Origin of the sequence: Bradyrhizobium guangdongense (genome assembly GCF_004114975.1) — a bacterium.
In the GTDB taxonomy this organism is placed as follows: domain Bacteria; phylum Pseudomonadota; class Alphaproteobacteria; order Rhizobiales; family Xanthobacteraceae; genus Bradyrhizobium; species Bradyrhizobium guangdongense.
Genome location: NZ_CP030051.1, coordinates 7,376,687 through 7,398,837, shown reverse-complemented (window position 1 = coordinate 7,398,837; position 22,151 = coordinate 7,376,687). Strand labels below are relative to the sequence as shown.

16 protein-coding genes are annotated in these 22,151 nt (G+C 64.5%); 10 read left to right on the top strand and 6 right to left on the bottom strand.

The features are described 5' to 3' along the window. Window positions 1-67: 67 nt before the first annotated feature. On the bottom strand, window positions 68-1,378 hold the full coding sequence (locus X265_RS35365) for an ActS/PrrB/RegB family redox-sensitive histidine kinase (protein ID WP_128969034.1): 1,311 nt from the start codon (window positions 1,376-1,378) through the stop codon (window positions 68-70). Between the two features lie 133 nt (window positions 1,379-1,511). Between X265_RS35365 and X265_RS35360 the strand changes: the two genes are divergently transcribed. The 4 genes from X265_RS35360 to X265_RS35345 all read left to right on the top strand — a co-directional run bounded on the left by X265_RS35360 (window position 1,512) and on the right by X265_RS35345 (window position 5,774). Then, the gene (locus tag X265_RS35360) at window positions 1,512-2,315 is read left to right on the top strand and encodes an ABC transporter ATP-binding protein (RefSeq protein ID WP_128969033.1); all 804 of its coding nucleotides are present in this window, start codon (window positions 1,512-1,514) and stop codon (window positions 2,313-2,315) included. A 132-nt stretch (window positions 2,316-2,447) separates the two neighbouring features. Beyond that, on the top strand, window positions 2,448-3,266 hold the full coding sequence (locus X265_RS35355) for an ABC transporter permease (RefSeq protein ID WP_128969032.1): 819 nt from the start codon (window positions 2,448-2,450) through the stop codon (window positions 3,264-3,266). 121 nt (window positions 3,267-3,387) lie between these two features. Then, entirely contained in the window at window positions 3,388-4,716 is a 1,329-nt protein-coding gene (locus X265_RS35350) for a polyhydroxyalkanoate depolymerase (protein ID WP_128969031.1), read from the top strand. A gap of 218 nt (window positions 4,717-4,934) precedes the next feature. Beyond that, a complete protein-coding gene (locus X265_RS35345) occupies window positions 4,935-5,774 on the top strand; it encodes a M48 family metallopeptidase (protein WP_128969030.1) in 840 nt (279 codons plus the stop codon). Window positions 5,775-6,049: 275 nt separating this feature from the next. Here the strand turns inward: X265_RS35345 and X265_RS35340 are convergent, their stop codons facing one another. Beyond that, complete coding sequence (locus tag X265_RS35340; RefSeq protein ID WP_128969029.1) at window positions 6,050-8,284, bottom strand: transglycosylase domain-containing protein; 2,235 nt, start codon at window positions 8,282-8,284, stop codon at window positions 6,050-6,052. A gap of 166 nt (window positions 8,285-8,450) precedes the next feature. On the opposite strand from X265_RS35340, the gene X265_RS35335 reads away from it, so the two are divergent. Next, window positions 8,451-8,876, top strand: a complete 426-nt coding sequence (locus tag X265_RS35335; RefSeq protein ID WP_128969028.1) for a DUF1330 domain-containing protein — start codon at window positions 8,451-8,453, stop codon at window positions 8,874-8,876. A gap of 57 nt (window positions 8,877-8,933) precedes the next feature. Here X265_RS35335 and X265_RS35330 read toward each other — a convergent pair whose 3' ends face one another. Both X265_RS35330 and X265_RS35325 read right to left on the bottom strand, forming a co-directional pair. After that, window positions 8,934-10,160 (bottom strand): ABC transporter substrate-binding protein, encoded by a 1,227-nt coding sequence (locus X265_RS35330; RefSeq protein ID WP_128969027.1) that lies wholly within the window; start codon window positions 10,158-10,160, stop codon window positions 8,934-8,936. Window positions 10,161-10,307: 147 nt separating this feature from the next. Continuing rightward, window positions 10,308-10,670 carry a DUF1304 domain-containing protein gene (locus X265_RS35325; RefSeq protein WP_164938952.1) on the bottom strand — a complete coding sequence of 121 codons (363 nt, stop codon included), beginning with the start codon at window positions 10,668-10,670 and terminating at the stop codon, window positions 10,308-10,310. Window positions 10,671-10,762: 92 nt separating this feature from the next. Between X265_RS35325 and X265_RS35320 the strand changes: the two genes are divergently transcribed. Further along, entirely contained in the window at window positions 10,763-11,293 is a 531-nt protein-coding gene (locus tag X265_RS35320; protein ID WP_128969026.1) for a methylated-DNA--[protein]-cysteine S-methyltransferase, read from the top strand. 5 nt (window positions 11,294-11,298) lie between these two features. Here X265_RS35320 and X265_RS35315 read toward each other — a convergent pair whose 3' ends face one another. Next, window positions 11,299-14,088 carry a [protein-PII] uridylyltransferase gene (locus tag X265_RS35315; RefSeq protein WP_128969025.1) on the bottom strand — a complete coding sequence of 930 codons (2,790 nt, stop codon included), beginning with the start codon at window positions 14,086-14,088 and terminating at the stop codon, window positions 11,299-11,301. A gap of 244 nt (window positions 14,089-14,332) precedes the next feature. On the opposite strand from X265_RS35315, the gene X265_RS35310 reads away from it, so the two are divergent. The 3 genes from X265_RS35310 (at window position 14,333) to X265_RS35300 (ending at window position 17,874) form a co-directional block, all read left to right on the top strand. After that, window positions 14,333-14,842 carry an OsmC family protein gene (locus X265_RS35310; RefSeq protein ID WP_128969024.1) on the top strand — a complete coding sequence of 170 codons (510 nt, stop codon included), beginning with the start codon at window positions 14,333-14,335 and terminating at the stop codon, window positions 14,840-14,842. Between the two features lie 179 nt (window positions 14,843-15,021). Further along, window positions 15,022-15,825 carry a hypothetical protein gene (locus X265_RS35305; RefSeq protein WP_128969023.1) on the top strand — a complete coding sequence of 268 codons (804 nt, stop codon included), beginning with the start codon at window positions 15,022-15,024 and terminating at the stop codon, window positions 15,823-15,825. 372 nt (window positions 15,826-16,197) lie between these two features. Next, the gene (locus X265_RS35300; RefSeq protein ID WP_128969022.1) at window positions 16,198-17,874 is read left to right on the top strand and encodes a methyl-accepting chemotaxis protein; all 1,677 of its coding nucleotides are present in this window, start codon (window positions 16,198-16,200) and stop codon (window positions 17,872-17,874) included. Between the two features lie 111 nt (window positions 17,875-17,985). On the opposite strand, the gene mutS is transcribed toward X265_RS35300, so the two are convergent. Beyond that, on the bottom strand, window positions 17,986-20,724 hold the full coding sequence (mutS, locus tag X265_RS35295) for a DNA mismatch repair protein MutS (RefSeq protein WP_128969021.1): 2,739 nt from the start codon (window positions 20,722-20,724) through the stop codon (window positions 17,986-17,988). Window positions 20,725-20,939: 215 nt separating this feature from the next. Between mutS and pcaF the strand changes: the two genes are divergently transcribed. After that, window positions 20,940-22,148, top strand: a complete 1,209-nt coding sequence (gene pcaF / locus X265_RS35290; RefSeq protein ID WP_128969020.1) for a 3-oxoadipyl-CoA thiolase — start codon at window positions 20,940-20,942, stop codon at window positions 22,146-22,148. The last annotated feature ends 3 nt before the right edge of the window (window positions 22,149-22,151 follow it).

The following is a 22,151-nucleotide window of genomic DNA, read 5'->3' as shown; positions in this document are numbered from 1 at the left end:
GTCGCAATCCGGCGGTGCCAAGGCCGCCAATAGTCGATCGGGCCTCACGTGCGACGCAAGGTCGCGCCTATCCTATTGTTTCCTCGAGGCTCTCGATAGCCTCAAATCGCTCGCGCGGCCACGCGATCTGCACCACGGCGCCGTGTTCCGGAAACGTCCTGTTGGTAAACGAGACCTTGGCGCCGGTGCGTTCGAGAAGCGTTCGGGCGATGAACACCCCGAGCCCCAGGCCTCCGCCGGAATCCTGGGTTCGTCGCCGCGACAGATAAGGCTCGCCGATCCGTTTCATGAGGTCGGGCGGTATGCCGGGGCCGTCGTCGGAGATCACGATCTCGATGGTGTCGTTGTTCCACCATGCATTCACTTCCACGGTAGTGCGCGCGAAGTCGACGGCATTCTCGACGATGTTGCCGACCCCGTAGAGCACCGCCGGATTGCGCGAGCCGACCGGCTCGGCTGCGGCGGTCACCGCGATCCGCACCTTGATCTCGACGCCGAAATCGCGGTGCGGCGCCACCACCTCCTCGATCAGCTCGGACAGCTTCATGCGGTCGAATGGCGCGCCCGTCGAGGAGAGCTGGGTGATCTTGCTCAATATGTCGCGGCAACGCTGCGTCTGTTCGCGCAAGGTCTTGAGGTCGCCGGCGAAACTCGGGTCCTTCACCGTCTTCTCCAGCTCGCGCGCGATCAGGAAGATGGTGGCGAGCGGCGTGCCGAGCTCGTGCGCGGCGGCCGCGGCGAGGCCGTCGATCTGGGTCAGGTGCTGCTCGCGCGTCAGCACCAGCTCGGTGGCCGCGAGCGCGTCGGCAAGCTTGCGCGCCTCCTCGGTCACCTGGAACGAATAGAGGCTGGTGACGCCGATCGCGAGCACGATCGAAAGCCAGACGCCGACCAGATAGATCGGCGGCAGCACGACGGGATCTTCCGCATCCCACGGCAGCGGGAAATGAACGAAGAACAGGATCGAGGCGCAGGCCACGGCCAGGATGCCGAGGCCGAAGGTCAGCCGCGCCGGCAACGCGGTCGCGGCGATCAGGACCGGCGCCAGGAACAGGAACGAGAACGGGTTCTGCAATCCGCCAGTGAAGAACAGCAGCGCGGCCAGTTCCACGATGTTCAGCGCCAGCAGTCCGGCCGCCTGGATCGGCTCCAGCCGCCGCATCGGGTTCACCGCGGTCTGGAGCACAAGGTTGAGCACGGCCGATAGGCCGATGATGCTGACGCAAGGCACGATCTCGACGTCGAATTCGAGCCCCTGCGCCACGACGAAGATCGCAGCTAACTGGCCCAGCACCGCGAGCCAGCGCAGCCGCAGGATCGTATCCAGGCGGATGTGTCGTTGCGACGGGCGGAAGTCGGAGGCTGAGGTCTCGGTCATGGCAGGCCAATCTAGCGGTGCGCGTGTCCGATCACAAACACGCGGGCCCGCATCCGGTCTGGTTGCGAGCTGTCGGCTTCAAGTCAATCAAGTCTTGCGCTCCACCGCGCAATGGCAGAAGAACGCCTCTAGCATGACCGGGAATGACAATGCTTCAAGCCGGCCGACTGTCGCGGATGGCATTTCGTCCGCGGCCATCGCGGTCGATCGCCTCGTCAAGGTCTACAAGCAGACCCGTGCGGTGGACGGCATCTCCTTTTCGCTTCCGCGCGGCAGCATCACCGGACTCTTGGGCGGCAACGGCGCTGGCAAGACCACCACCATCGCGATGATCATGGGCTTGGTGCTGCCGACCTCCGGCCGCGTCCGCGTGCTCGGCCACGCCATGCCGGAGCAAAGCGCCGAGGTGCTGGGGCGGATGAATTTCGAGAGCCCCTATGTCGACATGCCGATGCGGCTCACGGTGCGGCAGAACCTCACCATTTTCGGCAAGCTCTACGCCGTGAAGGACCTTGCCGACCGCATCTCAAAACTGGCTGCCGAGCTTGATCTGAACGATTTCATCGACCGTGCCAACGGCAAGCTCTCCGCCGGCCAGAAGACCCGCGTCGCGCTGGCGAAGGCGCTGATCAACCAACCCGAGCTGCTCTTGCTGGACGAGCCGACCGCCTCGCTCGATCCCGATACGGCCGACTGGGTGCGGGCGCATCTGGAGCGCTACCGCAAGGACAACAACGCCACCATCCTCCTGGCCTCGCACAACATGCTCGAGGTCGAACGTCTGTGCGACCGCGTCATCATCATGAAGCGTGGCCGCGTCGAGGACGACGACACGCCCGACGCCATCATGGCCCGCTACAACCGCACCACGCTGGAAGAAGTGTTCCTCGATGTCGCGCGCGGGCGGAGCAATGGGGCGAAGGAGGGGGCAAGATGAGAGGACTCGTGATGCTTCCCTCGTCATTGCGAGCGCAGCGAAGCAATTCAGAGTCTGCCCGCGGAAAGATTCTGGATTGCTTCGTCGCAAGAGCTCTTCGCAATGACGGCTTGGGCAGCCAGCGGAGCGATCATGACTGAGATCTCTTTAACTGGCGGCATCTCCGGCCACCGCATTGGCGCGATGATCCTGCGCTACTGGTACCTGCTGTTGTCGTCCTGGCCGCGGCTGCTCGAGCTGTTGTACTGGCCGGCGCTCCAGGTCATCACCTGGGGCTTCATCCAGTACTACATCGCGCAAAACGCCAGCTTCTTTGCGCGCGCCGGCGGCACGTTGATCGGCGCCGTCATCCTCTGGGACATCCTGTTTCGCGGCCAGCTCGGCTTCTCCATCTCCTTCCTGGAGGAGATGTGGGCGCGCAATCTCGGCAACCTCATGATGAGCCCGTTGAAGCCGATCGAGTTTCTGCTCTCGCTGACCGTCATGAGCCTGATCCGGCTCGCGATCGGTATCATCCCGATGACGCTGCTTGCGCTGATCTTCTTTCATTTCAATGTCTACAGCCTCGGCCTGCCGCTGATCGCGTTCTTCTGCAACCTGATCTTCACCAGCTGGTCGGTCGGCATCTTCGTCTCGGGCCTGGTGTTGCGAAACGGCCTTGGCGCCGAGAGCATCGTCTGGACGTTGATGTTCGCGATCATGCCGCTTGCCTGCATCTACTATCCGGTCAGCGTGCTGCCGGGCTGGCTGCAATACGTCGCCTGGGCGCTGCCGCCGACTTACGTGTTCGAGGGGATGCGCGCGCTGCTGATCGAGAACAGCTTCAGGACCGATCTCATGCTGGAGGCGTTGGCGATCAACGCCTGCCTCCTGGCTGCTTCGTTTTGGGCATTCCTTGCCCTGTTGCGCAGCGCCAAGATGCACGGCTCGCTGCTGTCGAGCGGCGAATAACGTCACTTTCTCGTGGATTCCCGCTGATTTGGCCGTCCTGGCTACGTAGATGTACGGAACCATGCATTGACGCAATATTACGCATTCGGCAGTATGCTGCGATGCGAAGAGGAATATAGCGATGCCTATTGGTGAGTTTGGCGGCGCACCGCCCCTGGCAGCAGAAGGCAGCCCGGTTCTGACCACGCCGATGTACTGGATGTACGAGATGGCGCACGCCTCTCTCAATCCGGCACGCGCGGTCACCGACGCGACCAAGCTCCTGTTTCAGAATCCCCTCAATCCCTGGGCGCGCACCGAGGTCGGCAAGTCGGTCGCCGCGGCCTGCGAATTGTTCGAGCGCACCACGCGCCGCTACGGCAAGCCGGAATGGGGCCTCGACGATACCGAGGTCAACGGCATCCGGGTTCCCGTCGAGGTTCGTTCGGTGTGGGAAAAGCCGTTCTGCCGGCTGCTCTATTTCGATCGCAAGTTCGCGCGCCCGTTGCGCAGCCCGCAGCCGCGTGTGCTGATCGTCGCGCCGATGTCCGGCCACTACGCGACGCTGCTGCGCGGCACGGTCGAAGCGTTCCTGCCGGCGCACGAGGTCTACATCACCGATTGGGCCGATGCCCGGATGGTGCCTTTGAGCGAAGGCCGCTTCGATCTCGACGATTACATCGATTACGTCATCGAGATGCTGCATGTCCTCGGCGGCAACACCCACGTGATGGCGGTGTGCCAACCCTCCGTGCCCGTCGTCGCGGCCGTCTCGGTCATGGAAGCGCGGCGCGATCCCTTCGTGCCGACCTCGATGACGCTGATGGGCGGTCCGATCGACACGCGCCGCAATCCGACTGCGGTGAACAACCTCGCGCAGGAGCGCGGCATCGACTGGTTCCGCAATCACGTCATTACCAAGGTGCCCTTCCCGCATCCGGGCATGATGCGCGACGTCTATCCGGGCTTCCTGCAGCTCAACGGGTTCATCAGCATGAACCTGGACCGGCACATGGATGCTCACAAGCAGCTGTTCGCCAATCTGGTGAAGGGCGACGGTGACCTCGTCGACAAGCATCGCGAATTCTACGATGAATATCTCGCGGTGATGGATCTCTCGGCCGAATATTACCTGCAGACGGTCGATACGGTATTCGTGAAGCACTCGCTTCCGAAGGGCGAGATGACCCATCGCGGAACACGCGTCGATCCCAGCAAGGTGACGCGCGTTGCCTTGATGACGGTGGAAGGCGAGAACGACGACATCTCGGGGCTCGGTCAGACCGAAGCGACGCACGCGCTATGCAGTGCAATCCCCGATCATCGCCGCGTTCATTACGTGCAGAAGGGCGTTGGACATTACGGCGTGTTCAACGGCTCGCGCTTCAAGTCGGAGATCGTGCCACGCATCCATGACTTCATGGTTTCGGCGGCCAATCCGAGCTCACTGCAGGCGCGCGCGGCTGAATAGTGCTCGCATTTCGGCTTTCCCGTCGAAGATTTCGCCCCCGGGCGGAGCCTTCGGCAGGGGGAGTTCCCTCCAGATTCGCGGTATTTAGGTAGCTCTCTAGGAGTGAGTCTATCCTCACCCCTTGGGGGTGTCGCATGCGTCCAGCGGGGGCGAAAAAAGCCGGTTCCAACCCCAGTCTGTAGGGTCTCCCGGACGCCTGACCGCTGTATATTGGGCAAATGATTTGTTTTTGCGCCGAGCGCTTTCCATGGCGGCGGTTATGGCAGAATCCGGGCGCTCTCCTGCCCCCCGGACTGACAGACATGGCCACTCGCGCACTCCTTTATCGTCGGCCCCACGAACCGAAGACCCTCGTCATCACCCACGGATCGCAGTTTTTTGCCATCCGATTGCGCCGGCACAGACGCGCGCGCCGATACACGCTCAGAATTCATCCAAGCGACCGCGAAGCCATCCTCACCATGCCGCCGCGCGGCACGCTCGCCGACGCCAAGGACTTCGCGCAGCGTCACGGCGCGTGGATTGCCGCGCGTCTTGGTCGTTTGCCGAAGGCCGCGCCGTTCCAGCCTGGCACAGTGATACCGCTGCGCGGCGTCCCTCATCGCATCGTGCATCGCGCCGGACAGCGCGGCACGGTGTGGACCGAGACGCGCGATAGCGGCGAGAAAATTCTCTGCGTCGCCGGCGGGCTCGAGCATGTCGATCGCCGCGTCGGCGACTTCCTCAAGCGCGAAGCGCGCCGCGACCTGCAGCGTTCGGCGGAGACCCATGCCGCCGAGCTCGGCGTCAAGGTGAAGCGGCTCTCGATCCGCGATCAGTCCAGCCGCTGGGGCTCGTGCACCTCGGCCGGCTCGCTGTCGTTCTCCTGGCGCCTGATCCTCGCGCCGCCCTTCGTGCTCGACTATCTCGCCGCGCATGAAGTGGCGCATCTGGTCGAGATGAACCACTCGGCCCGGTTCTGGCGCGTCTGCGGCAAGATCTGCCCCTCGATGGAGCGCGCCAAGAAGTGGCTCGACACCTGCGGCAATGATCTGCACCGCTATGGGGTCGAGGATTAGGGCGCGCTGCTCGCCCAACACACAGTGTCGTCGCCCGGCTTGACCGGGCGACCCGGTATTCCAGAGACAGTTGTCGTTAATCCGAGACGCCGCGGCGTACTGAATTGCCCGCTTTCGCGGGCAATGACAGCGGAGTTTGAGGCAAGCATGGCGCGCTTTGCGTCACGGCCGCCGATCCGTCAGCCAGATCAACGACCTCCAAACGTCCACCGCGCATCCCGCCGCAACCTCCGGCTACTGTGCATGGGGTTGTTTTCGCGTTCTTATTCTGACGCCTAACGATTCCCGCCGAACAACCGGTCCATCAGCCAGCCATCAAGTCCCGCAGCTGCTTCCGGCCGTACATTGGCGCGTGTCGGCGGTGGCGCACGATAGCCGCCATTGCTGACCGGCGCAGGAGCGGGGCCGGGCGCATAGCCAGGCGTGGGCGCCAGCTGCGTCGGCGGCGAGATCTGCGATGAGATCTGCGCCAGGTTCGATGGTCCCCAATTGCTCTGCAGGTTCGGCAAGGCGGCGACCTGCACGCCTTCGTGCGCCGCGCGCATGAAGCGGGTCCAGACCTCCACCGGCAGGCCGCCGCCGGTCGCCTTCCTGGTCGGCGAGTTGTCGTCATTGCCGAGCCAGACGCCGGTGACGAGGTTGGAGGTGTAGCCGATGAACCAGGCGTCGCGATAATCCTGGCTGGTGCCGGTCTTGCCGGCCGCCTGCCAGCCGGGAATCTCGGCCTTCTTGGCGGTGCCCGAGATCAGCGTCTCGCGCATCATCGTGTTCATCATGCCGACATAGCGCGGTTCGACCACCTGATTATGCTCGTCCGGTTGACGCATGTAGAGCAGCTTGCCGTCGAGCGTCTTGATCCGCGTCACCACATGCGGGGTCGCTGCGAAGCCGCCATTGGCGAACGGCGCATAGGCACCGACCAGCTCGACCACCGAGACTTCCGAGGTGCCGAGCGCGATCGAGGCGTTGGGCTCGAGCTTCGAGGAGATGCCGAGCCTGTGCGCGGTGCGAACCACGTTCTTCGGTCCGACCTCGAGGCCGAGGCGGATGGCGACGGTGTTGAGCGACATCGCCAGCGCCTGCGTCAGCGTCACGGGGCCGAAATATTCATGCGTGTAGTTCTCAGGCTTCCAGCCCTTGACCTCGATCGGCGCGTCCTGCCGGACGGTGTCGGGGGTGAGGCCTTGCTCCATCGCCGTCAGATAGACGAACGGCTTGAACGAGGAGCCCGGCTGGCGCTTGGCCGTGACCGCGCGGTTGTACTGGCTCTCGGAATAGTTCCGCCCGCCCACCATGGCGCGCACGGCGCCGTCGGGCGTCATCGCCACCAGCGCGCCCTGGCTGACATTGAACTTCACGCTCTTGGCCGCGAGCTCGTCGATCACGGCGGTTTCCGCCACGGCCTGGAGTTTCGGATCGATCGTGGTCTCGACCTTGATGCTGTCGTCGATCTGTCCCACCAGATCGTCCAGCACCTCGCCGATCCAGTCGGCGACGTAGTTGACGGTGCCGGCGCCGACCGGCTTCACGACATAGGATGGATGGCCGATCGAGGCCTGCGCCTGTGCCTCGGTGATGAATTTGGCGTCCGCCATCGCCGCGAGCACGACCTGCGCCCGCGCCTCCGCGCCTTCCGGATTGCGGTTCGGCGCGAGCCGCGAGGGCGATTTGACGAGGCCGGCCAGCATCGCGGCTTCCGCGATGGTTACGTTCTTCGCCGACTTGCCAAAATATTTCTGCGCAGCCGCTTCCACGCCGTAGGCGCCGGAGCCGAAATAGACGCGGTTGAGATAGAGCTCCAGGATCTCGTTCTTGGAGTGCTTGCGTTCGAGCCAGATCGCGAGCTCCGCCTCCTGCAGCTTGCGCTGCATGGTGCGCTCCTGGGTCAGGAACAGGTTTTTCGCAAGCTGCTGCGTCAAGGTCGAGCCGCCCTGCGAGACGCCGCGGTGAAGCACGTTGGTGACGAGGGCGCGCAGGATGCCGACCGGGTCGATGCCGAAATGCGAATAGAAGCGGCGGTCTTCGATCGCAATGAAGGCCTTGGGCAGATAGGGCGGCAAATCCTTCAGTGACACGTTGGCGCCGGCCATCTCGCCGCGCTGCGCCAGCAGGGTGCCGTCGATGCCGACGATCTGGATCGTCGGCGGGCGTTTGGGAATCTCCAGCGACTGGATCGGCGGCAGATGGGCGCCGACCCAGATCACGACGCCGATCACGGCGATGACGCCCCACAAGCTCAGCACCGCGCCCCAATAGACGAGGCGGCCGAGGCCGGCGCCGATGGATGATTTCGACCGGCGCTTGGCACCGCTGCGGCTTGCCGGCGCCTTGCGCTCGCGCGGCGGCTCGTCGTCGGGCGGATCGCTCTTGCGCTTACCGGAGGACTTTTTCGGCTTGTCGTCGCCGCCGCCGGGAATGCGGTCTGCCGCTGTCAGGCGCAGATCGGCGAGCGCCGCGGGCAAGCCGAACAGCGGCTCCTTCCGCCCACCCTTTTTCTTTGCCGACCCCATACGCAAAACGCCCGGTCACCCGCCCCGCCGCACGCTAGCGGTCGCTGTTTAAGGCCCGGTTACCCCGTGCTTAACGTCTGATTAGGAGATGCGGCATTCCGAGGCCGCAGTTCCGCTCATGGGGCGGCAGCGCTAGGATCGCGGCCATAAAACAAAGGGAGTTCGCATGGGCCACATCGATCCGACCAAGGAGATCTTCGCGCAATTCCGGGAGAACGATCGCCCGGGTCCGATTCACATGCTCAATCTGGTGCGCTTGCGAAAGGAGGCGGCCTATCCCGACGGCCGCAAGGCCAGCGGCGCCGAAGCCTATGCGGCCTACGGTCGCGAGAGCGGGCCGGTGTTCGAGCGCCTCGGCGGCCGCATCATCTGGCAGGGCCGGTTCGAGCTGATGCTGATCGGTCCGCAGGACGAGCGCTGGGACCACTGCTTCATCGCCGAATATCCTGATGTCGCCGCCTTCGTCGAGATGATCCGCGATCCCGTCTATCGCGAGGCGGTGAAGCATCGCCAGGCCGCGGTGGAGGATTCCCGCCTGATCCGCCACGCGGTGCTGCCGGTGGGCAAGAATTTCGGCGAGGTGCCGAAATAGACGTCTCAGACAAATCGGCGGCCCGCAGGCCGCCGATGGCATTTCAGAGCTGTTCGACTAACCCGCCGGGCTCGAGCCCTCGATGATGGGGCCGAACAGTTCCCAGCGCTCGCCGTTGAACTTCATCATCTGCATCTGCTTGTTGACGCGGTAGTCGTCGGCGCCGGTGTTGATCTTGATGCCAGGCAGCGCCAGGCTGGGAGTGAAGTTCTTGATGCTGGCGGCCTGCTTCATGACGTTCTCGCGCGTCAGGTCGTCGCCGCACTGTTTCAGCACCTGAACCAGCAACTCCGCCACCGAATACGCGTAGGTGTTGACGGTGTTGAGCTTGTCGCCTTCGGGGAAATATTTGTCCATGAACGCGAAGAATGCCTTTACGCCGGGATCGTCCTTCCACTGCGGGTCGCCGGGCTCCTTGCCATACTGGGTCGAGATGATGCCCTTGGAAATGTCGAGGCCGGCCGGCTTCAGCGTGGCCGAGATCGGGCTCGCATTGATGTCGAGGATGTGCACCGGCGTCCAGCCGAGGTCGGCGAGCTTCTTGATCGCCTGTGCCGCGAATTTCGGCGTCGAGGCATCGAAGAACACGTCGACACCCATCGACTTCAGCTTGACCACCTGTGAATCCACTGTCGGATCGGTGACCTCGTAGGACACCTCGCCGACGATCATGTTGGCGGCCTTGTCGCCGAGGCCGCTCTTGAGGCCGGCGAGATAGTCGCGGCCCATGTCGTCGTTCTGGTAGAGCACGCCGATCTTGGCGTTCGGATGCTCCTTGAGAATGTACTTCGCGTAGATCCGTCCCTCGGATACGTAGTTGGGATTGTACGCCATGCTCCAGGGATAGTTCTTCGGATCGTTGAAGCGCTCGGCACCGGTCGAGGCGAGCAGCTGCGGCACCTTCTTGCCGTTGAGATATTTTTGCACGGCGGCGTTCGCGGCCGTGCCGATCAGCTGGAAGGTGAAGAGGACCTCATCGCCTTCGACCAGCTTGCGCACCTGCTCGACCGTCTTCGGCGGCGAATACGCGTCGTCATACTGGATCAGGTTGATCTTGCGGCCGTTGATGCCGCCCTGGTCGTTGATCATCTTGAAATAGGCGGCCTGGGTCTTGCCGATGTTGGCGTAGACCGAATAGGGGCCGGAGAACGGCACGGTCTGGCCGATCTTGATCTCGGTGTCGCTCGCACCTGTGTCGTATTTCTTCTGTGCGAGGGCCTGGCCGGCGGAGAAGGTGACGGCGAGCGCCGTCGTGGCAGCTAGGAAGGCTCTGCGATTGGTCATATTGGGTTGTTCCTCCTGACGGAATTATCAGTCGATGGTCTTTTTCCGTTGATTGCAACGGTCGCCATCGCTGTCGAAGATTGTGGAGGAACGTCCGCCGCCGCGCAAGGATCGCGGCGCGGCGCCGTGGCGTTTCAGACCAAGGTCTCAGGCCAGGAACAAGGCGGCCAGTGCGACCGCGGCCGGCAGCGCCTGCACGATCAGGATGCGCGTGCTGACGGTCGCCGCACCATACGCACCGGCCACGACCACGCAGAGCAGGAAGAACACCTTGATCTGAAACGCGACGGCCGGATTGCCATGCACCAGACCCCAGATGAGGCCGGCGGCGAGGAAGCCATTGTAGAGACCCTGATTGCCGGCAAGCACCTTGGTGATCTCGGCCTTTTCAGGCGTATTGCGAAATGTCTTCAAGCCCAACGGCTTGTCCCAGAGAAACATTTCCAGGATCAGGAAATAGGTGTGCAGCGCGGCGACCAGCGCCACCAGGACATTGGCGATGAGAATCAAGTTGAGCCCCCCAAAAGCGTCAGCTTTCGGGTGGACGTTAGCATGGCCTGCATGGCAAGTGCGATGGCGTGTTTCAAGGTGATGGTGCCGCAATGCCCGCCCGATCAACCAGGATGCCTGAACGCTTCGGCCTCGATCGGCTGTCGACGCCGATCGGGATCGCGCTGCTCGTCACCGATGTCGACGGTGCGCTGCGCGCGCTCGATTGGGACGACTACGAGCACCGCATGCGCGAGCTCCTGCGCCTGCATCACGGCGCGGTGGATCTGATCGATCAGGCTGCGCCGACGGCGATGAAGGCTGCGCTGTCGGCTTACTTCGAGGGCGATCTCGGCCAGCTCGCGCGTATCGAATGGCGCGTTGCCGGAACGCCGTTCCAGCAAAAGGTCTGGATGGCGCTGGCGAAGATTCCGGCCGGCACCACGATGAGCTACGGCGCGCTCGCCGCAAAGATCGGGATGCCCAAGGCTATCAGGGCGGTCGGCCACGCCAACGGCTCGAACCCGATCAGCGTGGTGTTGCCGTGCCATCGCCTGATCGGCGCGGATGGCTCGCTGGTGAAGTACGGTGGTGGGCTGGAGCGCAAGCGCTGGCTGCTCAGGCACGAGGGCGTGGAGGTTTAGGATCTCTACGCCGCCGGCTGGACCGCCTTGTCGCCGGCCATCACATGCGTCAGCGCGCTCTTGATCGCAGCCTGACGGGTCGGGGCGTTGATCTGCGCGCCGAGCAAATCGGTGACGTAGAACACGTCGCGGGCGCGCTCGCCGAAGGTCGCGACATGGGCCGAAGCGATGTTGAGGTTGAGCTTGGAGATCGCCGTGGTCAGCTCGTAGAGCAGGCCGGGGCGGTCGAGGCCGGAGACCTCGATCACGGTGTAGCGATCGGACCATTGGTTGTTGATGGTCACTTCCGGCTCGATCACGAACGGCTTTGCCTTGCTGCGCACCGTGCGACGCGCCACCACTTCGGGCAGGCGCAGCTTGCCTTCCAGCACGTCCTCGATCATCTCGCCGATGCGGGTGGCGCGCCTTCCCTCGTCCTCGTCGCGGTCGTATTCTCGCGAGATCGAGATCGTATCCAGCGCGCGCCCGTCGGTCGTGGTGTAGATCTGGGCGTCGACGATGTTGGCGCCCGCCGAAGCGCAGGCACCCGCGATGATCGACAGCAGCCAGGGATGGTCGGCGGCGAAGATCGTCAGCTCGGTGACGCCGCGCACCTCGTCGAATCCGACATTGATCGCGAGCTTGTGGCCGGCCTGTTCGCTCGACCGCACGAAGCGGGCGTGGCGGATCTTTCGCGGCAGCTCGACCTTGAGCCAGTAGGCCGGGTAGTGCCGGCCGATATAGGCATCGAGCTCGTCCGGCGGCCACTCGGCGAAAGCATTGCGGAATTCGGCGTAGGCGGCGGTGAGACGTTTTCCCCGGTCGACCTCCGAGAAGCCGCCGGTCAGCACCGGCTCGGTCTCATAATAGAGCGAGCGCAGGAGCTGCGCTTTCCAGCCGTTCCACACGCCCGGGCCGACGCCGCGGATGTCGGCGGTGGTCAGGATTGTCAGCAGCTTCATCTGCTCGACCGACTGCACTACGGCGGCAAAATTCTCGATGGTCTTGCGGTCCGAGAGATCGCGCGATTGCGCGACCGTCGACATCGTCAGATGCTCCTCGATCAGCCAGGCCACGAGCTCGGTATCCGCCGCGCTGAAGCCGAGCCGCGGACAGAGCCGTCGCGCGACCTTGGCGCCTGCGATCGAGTGATCCTCCGGCCGCCCCTTGGCGATGTCGTGCAGCAGCGTCGTGATGTAGATCACCGCGCGATGTTCGGGCCGGATCTTGCGCATCAGGTCGCTGGCGAGCGCGAACTCCTCGATGCCGCCGCGCTCGATGTCCTGGAGGAAGCCGACGCAGCGGATCAGGTGCTCGTCGACGGTGTAGTGATGATACATGTTGAACTGCATCATCGAGACGATCTTGCCGAAAGCGCGGATGAAATGGCCGAGCACGCCGGTCTCGTTCATCCGCCGCAGCACGATCTCGGCATTGTCGGAGGTCAGGATCTCCATGAACAGCCGGTTGGCCTCTGGATTTTCGCGCATCTGCGCGTTGATCAGGCCGAGCGAGCGCGTCACGTCGCGCATCGCATCCGGATGGAAGGCGAGATTGTTCTTCTGCGCCAGGCGGAAGATGCGGATCAGATTGACCGGATCGTGCTTGAAGACGTCGGGCGCGGCGACGTTGATGCGGTTGTTGTCGACGATGAAGTCGTCGCTCTCGGGGACGCGCCGTTTCGCGGCGGTCGGGCGCAGCCGTGCCATCACCCGGCTCAGCACCGGCGCCGGCTTGGCCTGCTGGTCCTCGAGCTTGGCGCACAGGATCGCTGTGAGATTGCCGACTTCCTTGGCGACCAGGAAGTAGTGCTTCATGAAGCGCTCGACGTCCTGCATGCCGGGATGCGAGGTATAGCCGAGCCTGACGGCGATCTCGCGCTGGAGGTCGAAGGAGAGACGCTCTTCGGCGCGATTGCAGTAGAAATGCAGATTGCATCGCACCGACCAGAGGAAATCGGCGCAGCGCCGGAAGCTGCGGTACTCCTGCGCATCGAACACCCCGCGCTCGACCAGCTCGTCGGTATCGCGGACCCGATAGACGTATTTGGCGATCCAGAACAGCGTGTGCAGGTCGCGCAGCGCGCCCTTGCCGTCCTTGACGTTGGGCTCGACCAGATAGCGCGACTGCCCGCCGCGGCGGTGGCGTTCCTCGCGTTCGGCGAGCTTGGCCGTGACGAACTCGGAGGCGGTACCCTGCACCACCTCCTTGTCGAAGCGCTCGACCAGCTCGTCATAGAGCGGCTTGTCGCCGGTGAGGAAGCGTGTCTCCAGGATGGCGGTGCGGATGGTCATGTCGCCGCGCGCCTGGCGGATCGATTCATCGACCGAGCGGGTGGCGTGGCCGACCTTCAGGCCCATGTCCCAGAGGCAGTAGAGAATGGCCTCGGCGACCTGCTCGCCCCAGGCGGTCTGCTTGTAGGGCAGGATGAACAGGAGATCGATGTCGGACTCCGGGGCCATCAGGCCGCGGCCATAGCCGCCGGTCGCCACCACCGCCATGCGCTCGGCGCCACTCGGGATCGGGGAGCGGTAGAGATGACGGGTCGCGGCCGAATAGAGGATGCGGATGATCTCGTCCTGGACGTGGCACAGCCGCTCGGCACAGCGGCGGCCGTGGCGGTCCTTGAGCAGGATCGCCTGGGCCGCGGCGCGCGCCGCGATCAGCTCGGTCTTGAGCAATTGCGCCATGGCGGTGCGGAACGCGTCCTCGCGTCCCTGATGCTTTTCGGCAAGCGCATCGACCGCGGCGGTGATCCGCGCAGTGTCGAAGCGATCATCCACCTCTGGTTTGTGCTCAGTCGCAACGGTGTCCATGTCTCACCGGATATAAGAGGTGGCAGGCGCTGTCACGAGACATTCGTGGACGGACGAGGGGCGAGTTCGGCCGCGCAGGCCTGTCGGCCCCAATGCCGATCACATCGACCGATGTAACATACTGAATATATTCGAATTTCTCTCTTGCGCCCTCGGCTGCTCATGACAGCTTCCACCAATCATGGGCTGACACGAAACCGATCGCCTCCTATACCGCTCATCGGGACGTCAGGGAGAAAACACGATGGATGCCGCAGAGCTGCGCCAGATGCAGGCCCCGATCAAGGAGCGCTACAAGACCGATCCAAAGGCCGCGCTGATCACGCTGAAGGCCAAGGGCTCGACCGACAGTGAAGGCATCGCCTGCAAGGTCGAGACCGGCCGGGCCATCGCGATGGCCGGGCTGCATCCCGGGACCGGTGGCTCCGGTCTCGAACTCTGCTCCGGCGACATGCTGCTCGAGGCGCTGGTCGCCTGCGCCGGCGTCACGCTGAAATCGGTCGCGACAGCGATCGAGGTGCCGCTCAGAAGCGGCAACGTCTACGCCGAGGGCGATCTCGATTTCCGCGGCACACTCGGCATCGACAAGGAAACCCCAGTCGGCTTCGCCGAGATACGCCTCCGCTTCGAGGTCGATACCGACGCACCGCAGGACAAGCTCGACCTCCTGCTCAAGCTCACCGAACGCTATTGCGTGGTCTACCAGACCATCAAGAACGGCCCGAAGGTTTCGGTGTCCATGCAAAGGATGTGAGGCGAAGGTCGTAACCCGATATTCGGGGTCGTCCCGGTGCGCGCCGCTTGGCGCGAGTCCGGGAACCATAACCCCAGGCTGTCGTGATTTCGACGGCCGTTGCTCCAGCTCTTCACCACTATGGCCTGGGGTTACGGATTCCGGGCTCGCGCTTTGCGCGCCCCGGAATGACAGACAGAATGCCCCTCGATCTCCACTTCATCCTCTTCCTCCTCCTGCGCATGGCGATCGCCGCGGCGTTCGTCGTGTCGGCGTCCTTCATCACCGAGCGCGCGGGCCCCGTGATCGGCGCGCTGGTCGCGACCTTGCCGGTCTCCGCCGGTCCTTCCTACGTCTTCCTCGCCATTGACCATGACGCTGCCTTCATCGCCCAGGGCGCATTGTCGAGCCTTCCGGTCAACGCCGCGACGATCTTCATGGCTCTCACCTATGTCGTGCTGGCGCAGCGGCATAGTCTGGTCGTGAGTTGCGGCAGCGCCGTCGCGCTCTGGATCGCGCTGGCCTCGGTCATCCGCATGTTCGACTGGACCCTGATCGCCGGGCTCGCCGCGAATTTCGTCGCGTTCGGTATTTGCATCCCGCTGCTGTCAGGCTATCGCCACGTGAAGATGCCGCTGGTGACGCGCCGCTGGTACGACATTCCGATGCGAGCCTCGCTCGTCGCGACTCTCGTCGCCATCGTCGTCTCGACCTCGGGTTGGGTCGGGCCGCGGATCAGCGGCGTCATCGCGCTGTATCCGGTGGTGTTCTCCAGCATGATGGTGATCCTGCATCCGCGTATCGGCGGACCGCCGACCGCCGCCGTGCTCTCCAACTCAGCCTGGGGGCTACTCGGATTCGGCATGGCGATCGCGGTGATGCACGTTGCGGTCGTGGAATTTGGATCGCCGGTAGGCCTTTGTCTTGCGCTTGCAACCTGCGTGGTGTGGAATCTGACGCTGTGGTGGATCGGCCGGCGCGCGATGAAGCCGCGGTCACCGTGAGACTACGGATCAGCGCGACAACGCGCTGCGCAAAGTCCGTTCCGGGATGCCGGCAGATCGTGTCGCGTTCGAACAAGCCATTGAATGACATGTGTCATTTCAAATTGCGCCCGTGATTGGCGCCGCCCTCGGCAGGCGTCCCGCGGTGCCGGCTCCTGCCTGTTTACGACAGGTCCATTAGAACTTTCTTCGCGCTTTTCATCTACGAATAACCGAGCGTACCCGCTTCCGCTGTTGTCAGCGCGGAACCCGTCCCGATTGCATCCGAGTGCAGGGGACTCGCGGGAATTGTCGATTTGAGTACGGCTGTGTCGCCGCGACGTTCACTTCCCCCACGAGCTGTCCACCTAATTTCGAGATGGAGATTCTTTGATGTTCGGTCGCAAATCCCAGGTTGATGCACAAGCGCGGCTCGATGCTATCGGCCGCTCTCAGGCGATGATCGAATTCAATCTGGATGGCACGATCATCACGGCCAACAAGAATTTTCTCGACGCCCTCGGCTATCAGCTTGGCGAAATCCAGGGCAAGCATCATTCCATGTTCGTGCCGGCCGACCAGCGCGACAGTGCCGAGTACAAGGCGTTCTGGGCTGCATTGAACCGCGGCGAGTATCAGGCGCGGGAGTTCAAACGGATCGCGAAAGGCGGCCGCGAGGTCTGGATCGAAGCGTCCTACAATCCGGTGCTCGACGGCGACGGCAAGACGGTGATGGTCGCCAAGATTGCGACCGACATCACTGCGAAGAAAATCCGGAGCATGACGGATGCTTCGAAGATCGCCGCCATCAGCCGCGCCCAGGCCGTCATCGAGTTCAAGCTCGATGGCACCATCGTCACGGCCAACGAGAATTTCTGCAACGCGCTCGGCTATTCGCTTGCCGAGATCGAGGGCAAGCACCACAGCCTGTTCGTCGCAGAAGCTGACCGCAACGGCGCGGCCTATCGGGAATTCTGGGCCGCGCTCAACCGCGGCGACTACCAGGCGGGAGAGTTCAAACGGATCGGCAAGGGCGGCAAGGAGGTCTGGATCCTCGCTTCCTACAATCCGCTGCTCGACGAAAGCGGAAAACCCTACGGCGTCGTCAAGTTCGCGACCGACATCACTGCGGAGAAGCTGAAGAATGCCGATCTCGCCGGTCAGATCGCGGCGATCGACAAAGCGCAGGCCGTGATCGAGTTCAACATGGACGGTACGGTCAACACCGCGAATGCCAACTTCCTGACCGCGCTCGGCTATTCGCTGGCCGAGATCAAGGGCAAGCATCACAGCATGTTCGTGGAGCCCAGTGAGCGCGACGGCGCGGCCTATCGCGAGTTCTGGGCCGCGCTCAACCGCGGTCAGTATCAGGCCGGGGAATACAAGCGCATCGGCAAGGGCGGCAAGGAAGTCTATATCCAGGCCTCCTACAATCCGATCTTCGACCTCAACGGCAAGCCGTTCAAGGTCGTGAAATATGCCACCGACACCACCAAGCAGGTGCTGGTCCGCATGGGCAACGAGCGTGTCCGCGGCATGATGGAATCCGTCGCGGCCGGTTCGGAGGAACTCAACGCTTCGGTGCGCGAGATCTCCGAGGCAATGACAAAGTCGCGCGAGACCGCGATGAGCGCCGTGGATCAAGTCGCCGCCGCCGATGCCCAGGCGCAACGTCTGACCGAAGCCGCGCAGGCGATGAGCGGGATCGTCGAGATGATCAACAGCATCACCGGCCAGATCAACCTGCTGGCGCTGAACGCCACGATCGAATCCGCCCGCGCCGGTGAAGCCGGTCGTGGTTTTGCCGTGGTGGCGTCCGAAGTGAAGAGCCTCGCCAACCAGGCGAAACAGGCCACCGACAAGATCGGCCAGGAGATCGGCAGCCTCAACGGCATTTCCGGCGATGTCGTCAGCGCGCTGAGCTCGATCAAGCAGGCGATCAACAACGTCAGCGAATATGTCACCTCGACCGCCGCCGCGATCGAAGAGCAGAGCACGGTGACGAACGAGATGTCGACCAGCATGCAGCGCGCTGCCGCGGAAGCAGCGGCTATGGCGGCGAGGGCGTAGCAAGCGCGCAGGAATCGTAGGGTGGGCAAAGCGAAGCGTGCCCACGTTCTTCAGCGGTTACAGAGAGATCGTGGGCACGGCGCTTTGCGCCTTCCCACCCTGCAGCACCCGTCACTGCTTCGGCAGTTTCGCCTTCAGCGCATAGAGCGCATCCAGCGCTTCGCGCGGCGACATCTCGTCGGGATGCAACGCCTTCACCGCCTCGATCAGCAGCTCGGCCTCGCTCGGCGGCGCAGCGTCGGCGGCGGCGCGTGAGGGCACCGCGAACAGCGGCAGATCGTCGGCCAGCGCACGCGCGGTCTGGCAGCGGTCCTGAGCTTCGAGTTTTGCCAGCACCGATTTCGCGCGCGTGATCACGGCCGGCGGCAGGCCGGCGAGTTTTGCCACCTGGATGCCGTAGGAACGGTCCGCCGAGCCCGGCAGCACCTCGTGCAAGAACACGACATTGCCCTGCCATTCCTTGACCCGCACCGTCGCATTGAACATGCGCGGCAGTTTTGCCGAGAGCGCAGTGAGCTCGTGATAATGCGTTGCGAACAGCGTGCGGCAGCGATTGCTCTCGTGCAGATGCTCGATCGCGGCCCAGGCAATGGAGAGGCCGTCGAAGGTCGCGGTGCCGCGGCCGATCTCATCCAGGATGACGAGCGAACGTTCGCCGGCCTGGTTCAGGATCGCCGCGGTCTCGACCATCTCCACCATGAAGGTGGAGCGGCCGCGGGCGAGATCGTCGGCGGCGCCGACGCGCGAGAACAGGCGGTCGATGATGCCGATCCGCGCGCGCGCGGCGGGCACGAAGCTGCCGATCTGCGCGAGCAGGGCAATCAGCGCGTTCTGGCGCAGGAAGGTCGATTTACCCGCCATGTTCGGGCCGGTCAGCAGCCAGAGCTGGCCGGATTTTTGCGCTGGGCTCGGCGAGAGGTCGCAGGAATTGGCGATGAACGGCTCGCCATTGCGCTTCAGGGCCTGCTCGACCACGGGATGACGGCCGGCCTCGATTGCAAAGCCGAGCGAGCCGTCGACCTCCGGGCGGACATAATTCTCATCGACCGCGAGCTTGGCCAGCGAGGTCGCAACATCGAGCAGCGCAAAGCCTTGCGCAGCGGCCCGCAGATCATCGCTGATCTCGATCGCTTTGGCACAGAGCCGCTCGAAGATCTCGAGCTCGAGGTTGAGCGCGCGGTCGCCGGCATTGGCGATCTTGGCTTCGATCTCGGCGAGCTCCGAAGTCGTGAAGCGCACCTGGCCCGCCAGCGTCTGGCGGTGGATGAAGGTCGCGTTGAGCGGCGCGGACATCAGCTTGTCGCCGTGCTGCGCGGTCACCTCGACGAAATAGCCGAGCACGTTGTTGTGCCGGATCTTGAGCGCCTTGACGCCGGTGTCGTCGGCGTAGCGCGCCTGCATTGAGGCCACGACCAGGCGCGAGGCGTCGCGCAGGTTTCGCGCCTCGTCGAGCGCCGGCTCGTAGCCTTGGCGAACGAAACCGCCGTCGCGCTTGATCAGCGGCAGTTGTTCGTCGAGCGCGCGGGCGAATTCGGCCGCGAGCTCGCGCGATGGCCGCTTCAGCGCCGCCATCACCGCGGCGATCTCCTGCGGCGGCTGGTCGAGTTCGCCGAGCCGCGCCAGCACCTGGTCGGCGGCGAGGATGCCGTCGCGCAGGCCCGCGAGGTCGCGCGGGCCGCCGCGGCCGACCGAGAGACGGGCGAGCGCCCGCGACATGTCGGGCGCGCCGCGCAAAATGCTCCGGATGTCTTCGCGCGTAGCCGAATCCGCCACGAAGGCGCTGACGGCATCGAGCCGCCGCGCGATCGCCGCTGGGTCCGTCAAAGGCGCGGCGAGCCGTTGTGCCAGCAGGCGCGAGCCGGCCGAGGTTACCGTGCTATCGATCGCATCGAGCAGCGAGCCGCGACGCTCGCCCGCGAGCGTTCGCGTCAGCTCCAGATTGGCGCGGGTGGCGGGATCGATCGCCATGGTCGCGCCGGAGGCTTCGCGCGAGGGCGGTGACAGCGGCGGATGCTTGCCGACCTGGGTGCGGTCGACATAGGTGACGGCGGCGGCTGCAGCACTGGCCTCCAGCCGCGACAGCTGCGTCAGCCCGTCCATGGTCGCGACCGCAAAATAGTCGCAGAGCCGCTTCTCCGCGGTGGCGCCGTCGAAGACGTCGCGGGTGACCGGCGTCACCGCCGGGAGCTCGCGCAAGGTCTGCGCGAGTTCGTTGTCGCCATAGAGCGCGTCGGTGATGATGGCCTCGTTCGGGTTGATGCGCGCCAGCGTTGCGGCGAGCTCGCCACCCGAAACTTCGGTGACGGTGAACTCAGCCGTGGAGATGTCGATCCAGGCAAGCCCGAAACGGTCGCCGCCGGCGGAGGAGCGGGCACGTGCGATCGCCAGCAGATAGTTGTTGGCGCGCGCATCCAGCAGCGTGTCCTCGGTCAGCGTGCCCGGCGTGACCAGCCGCACCACGCCGCGGCGCACGACGCTCTTGTTGCCGCGTGCCTTCGCGGCCGCAGGGTCCTCGGTCTGCTCGCACACCGCGACCCGGTGGCCGGCGCTGATCAGGCGGTGCAGATAGTCCTCGGAGCGCTCGACCGGCACGCCGCACATCGGGATATCGGCACCCTGATGCTTGCCGCGCTTGGTCAGGACGATGCCGAGCGTCTTGGACGCGATCTCGGCGTCCTCGAAGAACAGCTCGTAGAAGTCGCCCATCCGGTAGAACAGCAGGAGGCCCTGATGTGCCGCCTTGATCTCCAGATACTGTTCCATCATCGGCGTGACGCGCGCAGCGGCTTCCGCGGGCTGAGCGGGGACCTCGTCGGGGGGCGGCGCGGGGATCGGCTGTTGCATCGTCATGGGCCGCGCAATCTACAAAATTTCGCCTCCAGCTCCTATCGGTTTAGCCTGATCGCCGAGGTTTTCCACGTTGTCCGCATTGCGGCATGCGTGGCCGGCGTGCACCCCCTCGGAACACGCGTGTATCGGTCAATTGACCTGCCGGTGACGCCCTCCTAAAACTCCGCCGACATTGAAGAATTTGGGCCGGACCGCGGCAGCCAGGGAGAACAACGATGCGTGACGTCTTTATCTGCGATGCCGTACGGACCCCGATCGGCCGTTTCGGCGGCTCGCTCGCCAAGGTGCGTGCCGACGACCTCGCGGCCGCCCCGATCAAGGCGCTGATGGCCAAGCATCCCAATCTGGACTGGGCGCAGGTCGACGAAGTCTTCTTCGGCTGCGCCAACCAGGCCGGCGAGGACAATCGCAATGTCGCGCGCATGGCCCTGCTGCTCGCAGGCCTGCCGGATTCGGTGCCCGGCCAGACCCTCAACCGGCTCTGCGCCTCCGGCCTCGACGCGGTCGGCGCTGCGGGCCGCGCCATCCGCTCCGGCGAGGTCGAGCTGGCGATTGCCGGCGGCGTCGAATCCATGACCCGCGCGCCCTTCGTGATGGGCAAGGCGCAGGAAGCGTTCTCGCGCTCCGCCGAGATCTTCGACACCACCATCGGCTGGCGCTTCATCAATCCGCTGCTGAAGGCGCAGTATGGCGTCGACGCGATGCCGGAGACCGGCGAGAACGTCGCCGAGGAATTCCAGGTCTCGCGCGCCGACCAGGATGCCTTCGCCATCCGCTCGCAGCAGCGCGCCGGCAAGGCGATCGCATCGGGCTATTTCGCCGAGGAGATCACGCCGATCACCATTCCCGGCGGCAAGGCCGGTCCCATCACGGTCGAGAAAGACGAGCATCCGCGCCCCGAGACCACGCTCGAAGGTCTCGCCAAGTTGAAGCCGATCGTGCGCAACCCCGGCACGGTCACCGCCGGCAACGCCTCCGGCGTCAATGACGGCGCGGCCGCGATGATCCTGGCGTCCGAAGCCGCTGTGAAGAAGCACGGCCTGACGCCGCGCGCGCGCATTCTCGGTCTCGCTTCGGCCGGCGTGCCGCCGCGCATCATGGGCATCGGCCCGGTACCGGCCACCCGCAAGCTGATGGAGCGGCTCGGCAAGAAGATCACCGATTTCGACCTGATCGAGCTGAACGAAGCCTTCGCCTCGCAGGGCATCGCCTGCATGCGCCAGCTCGGCGTCGCCGACGATGCCGATTTCGTCAATCCGCATGGCGGCGCCATCGCGCTCGGCCATCCGCTCGGCATGAGCGGCGCGCGCCTCGCGCTCACCGCCGTGCACGGCATGGAGAAGCGCGGCGGCAAGCTCGCGCTCGCCACCATGTGCGTCGGTGTCGGCCAGGGCGTGGCTGTCGCGATCGAGAAGGTGAACTGAGTT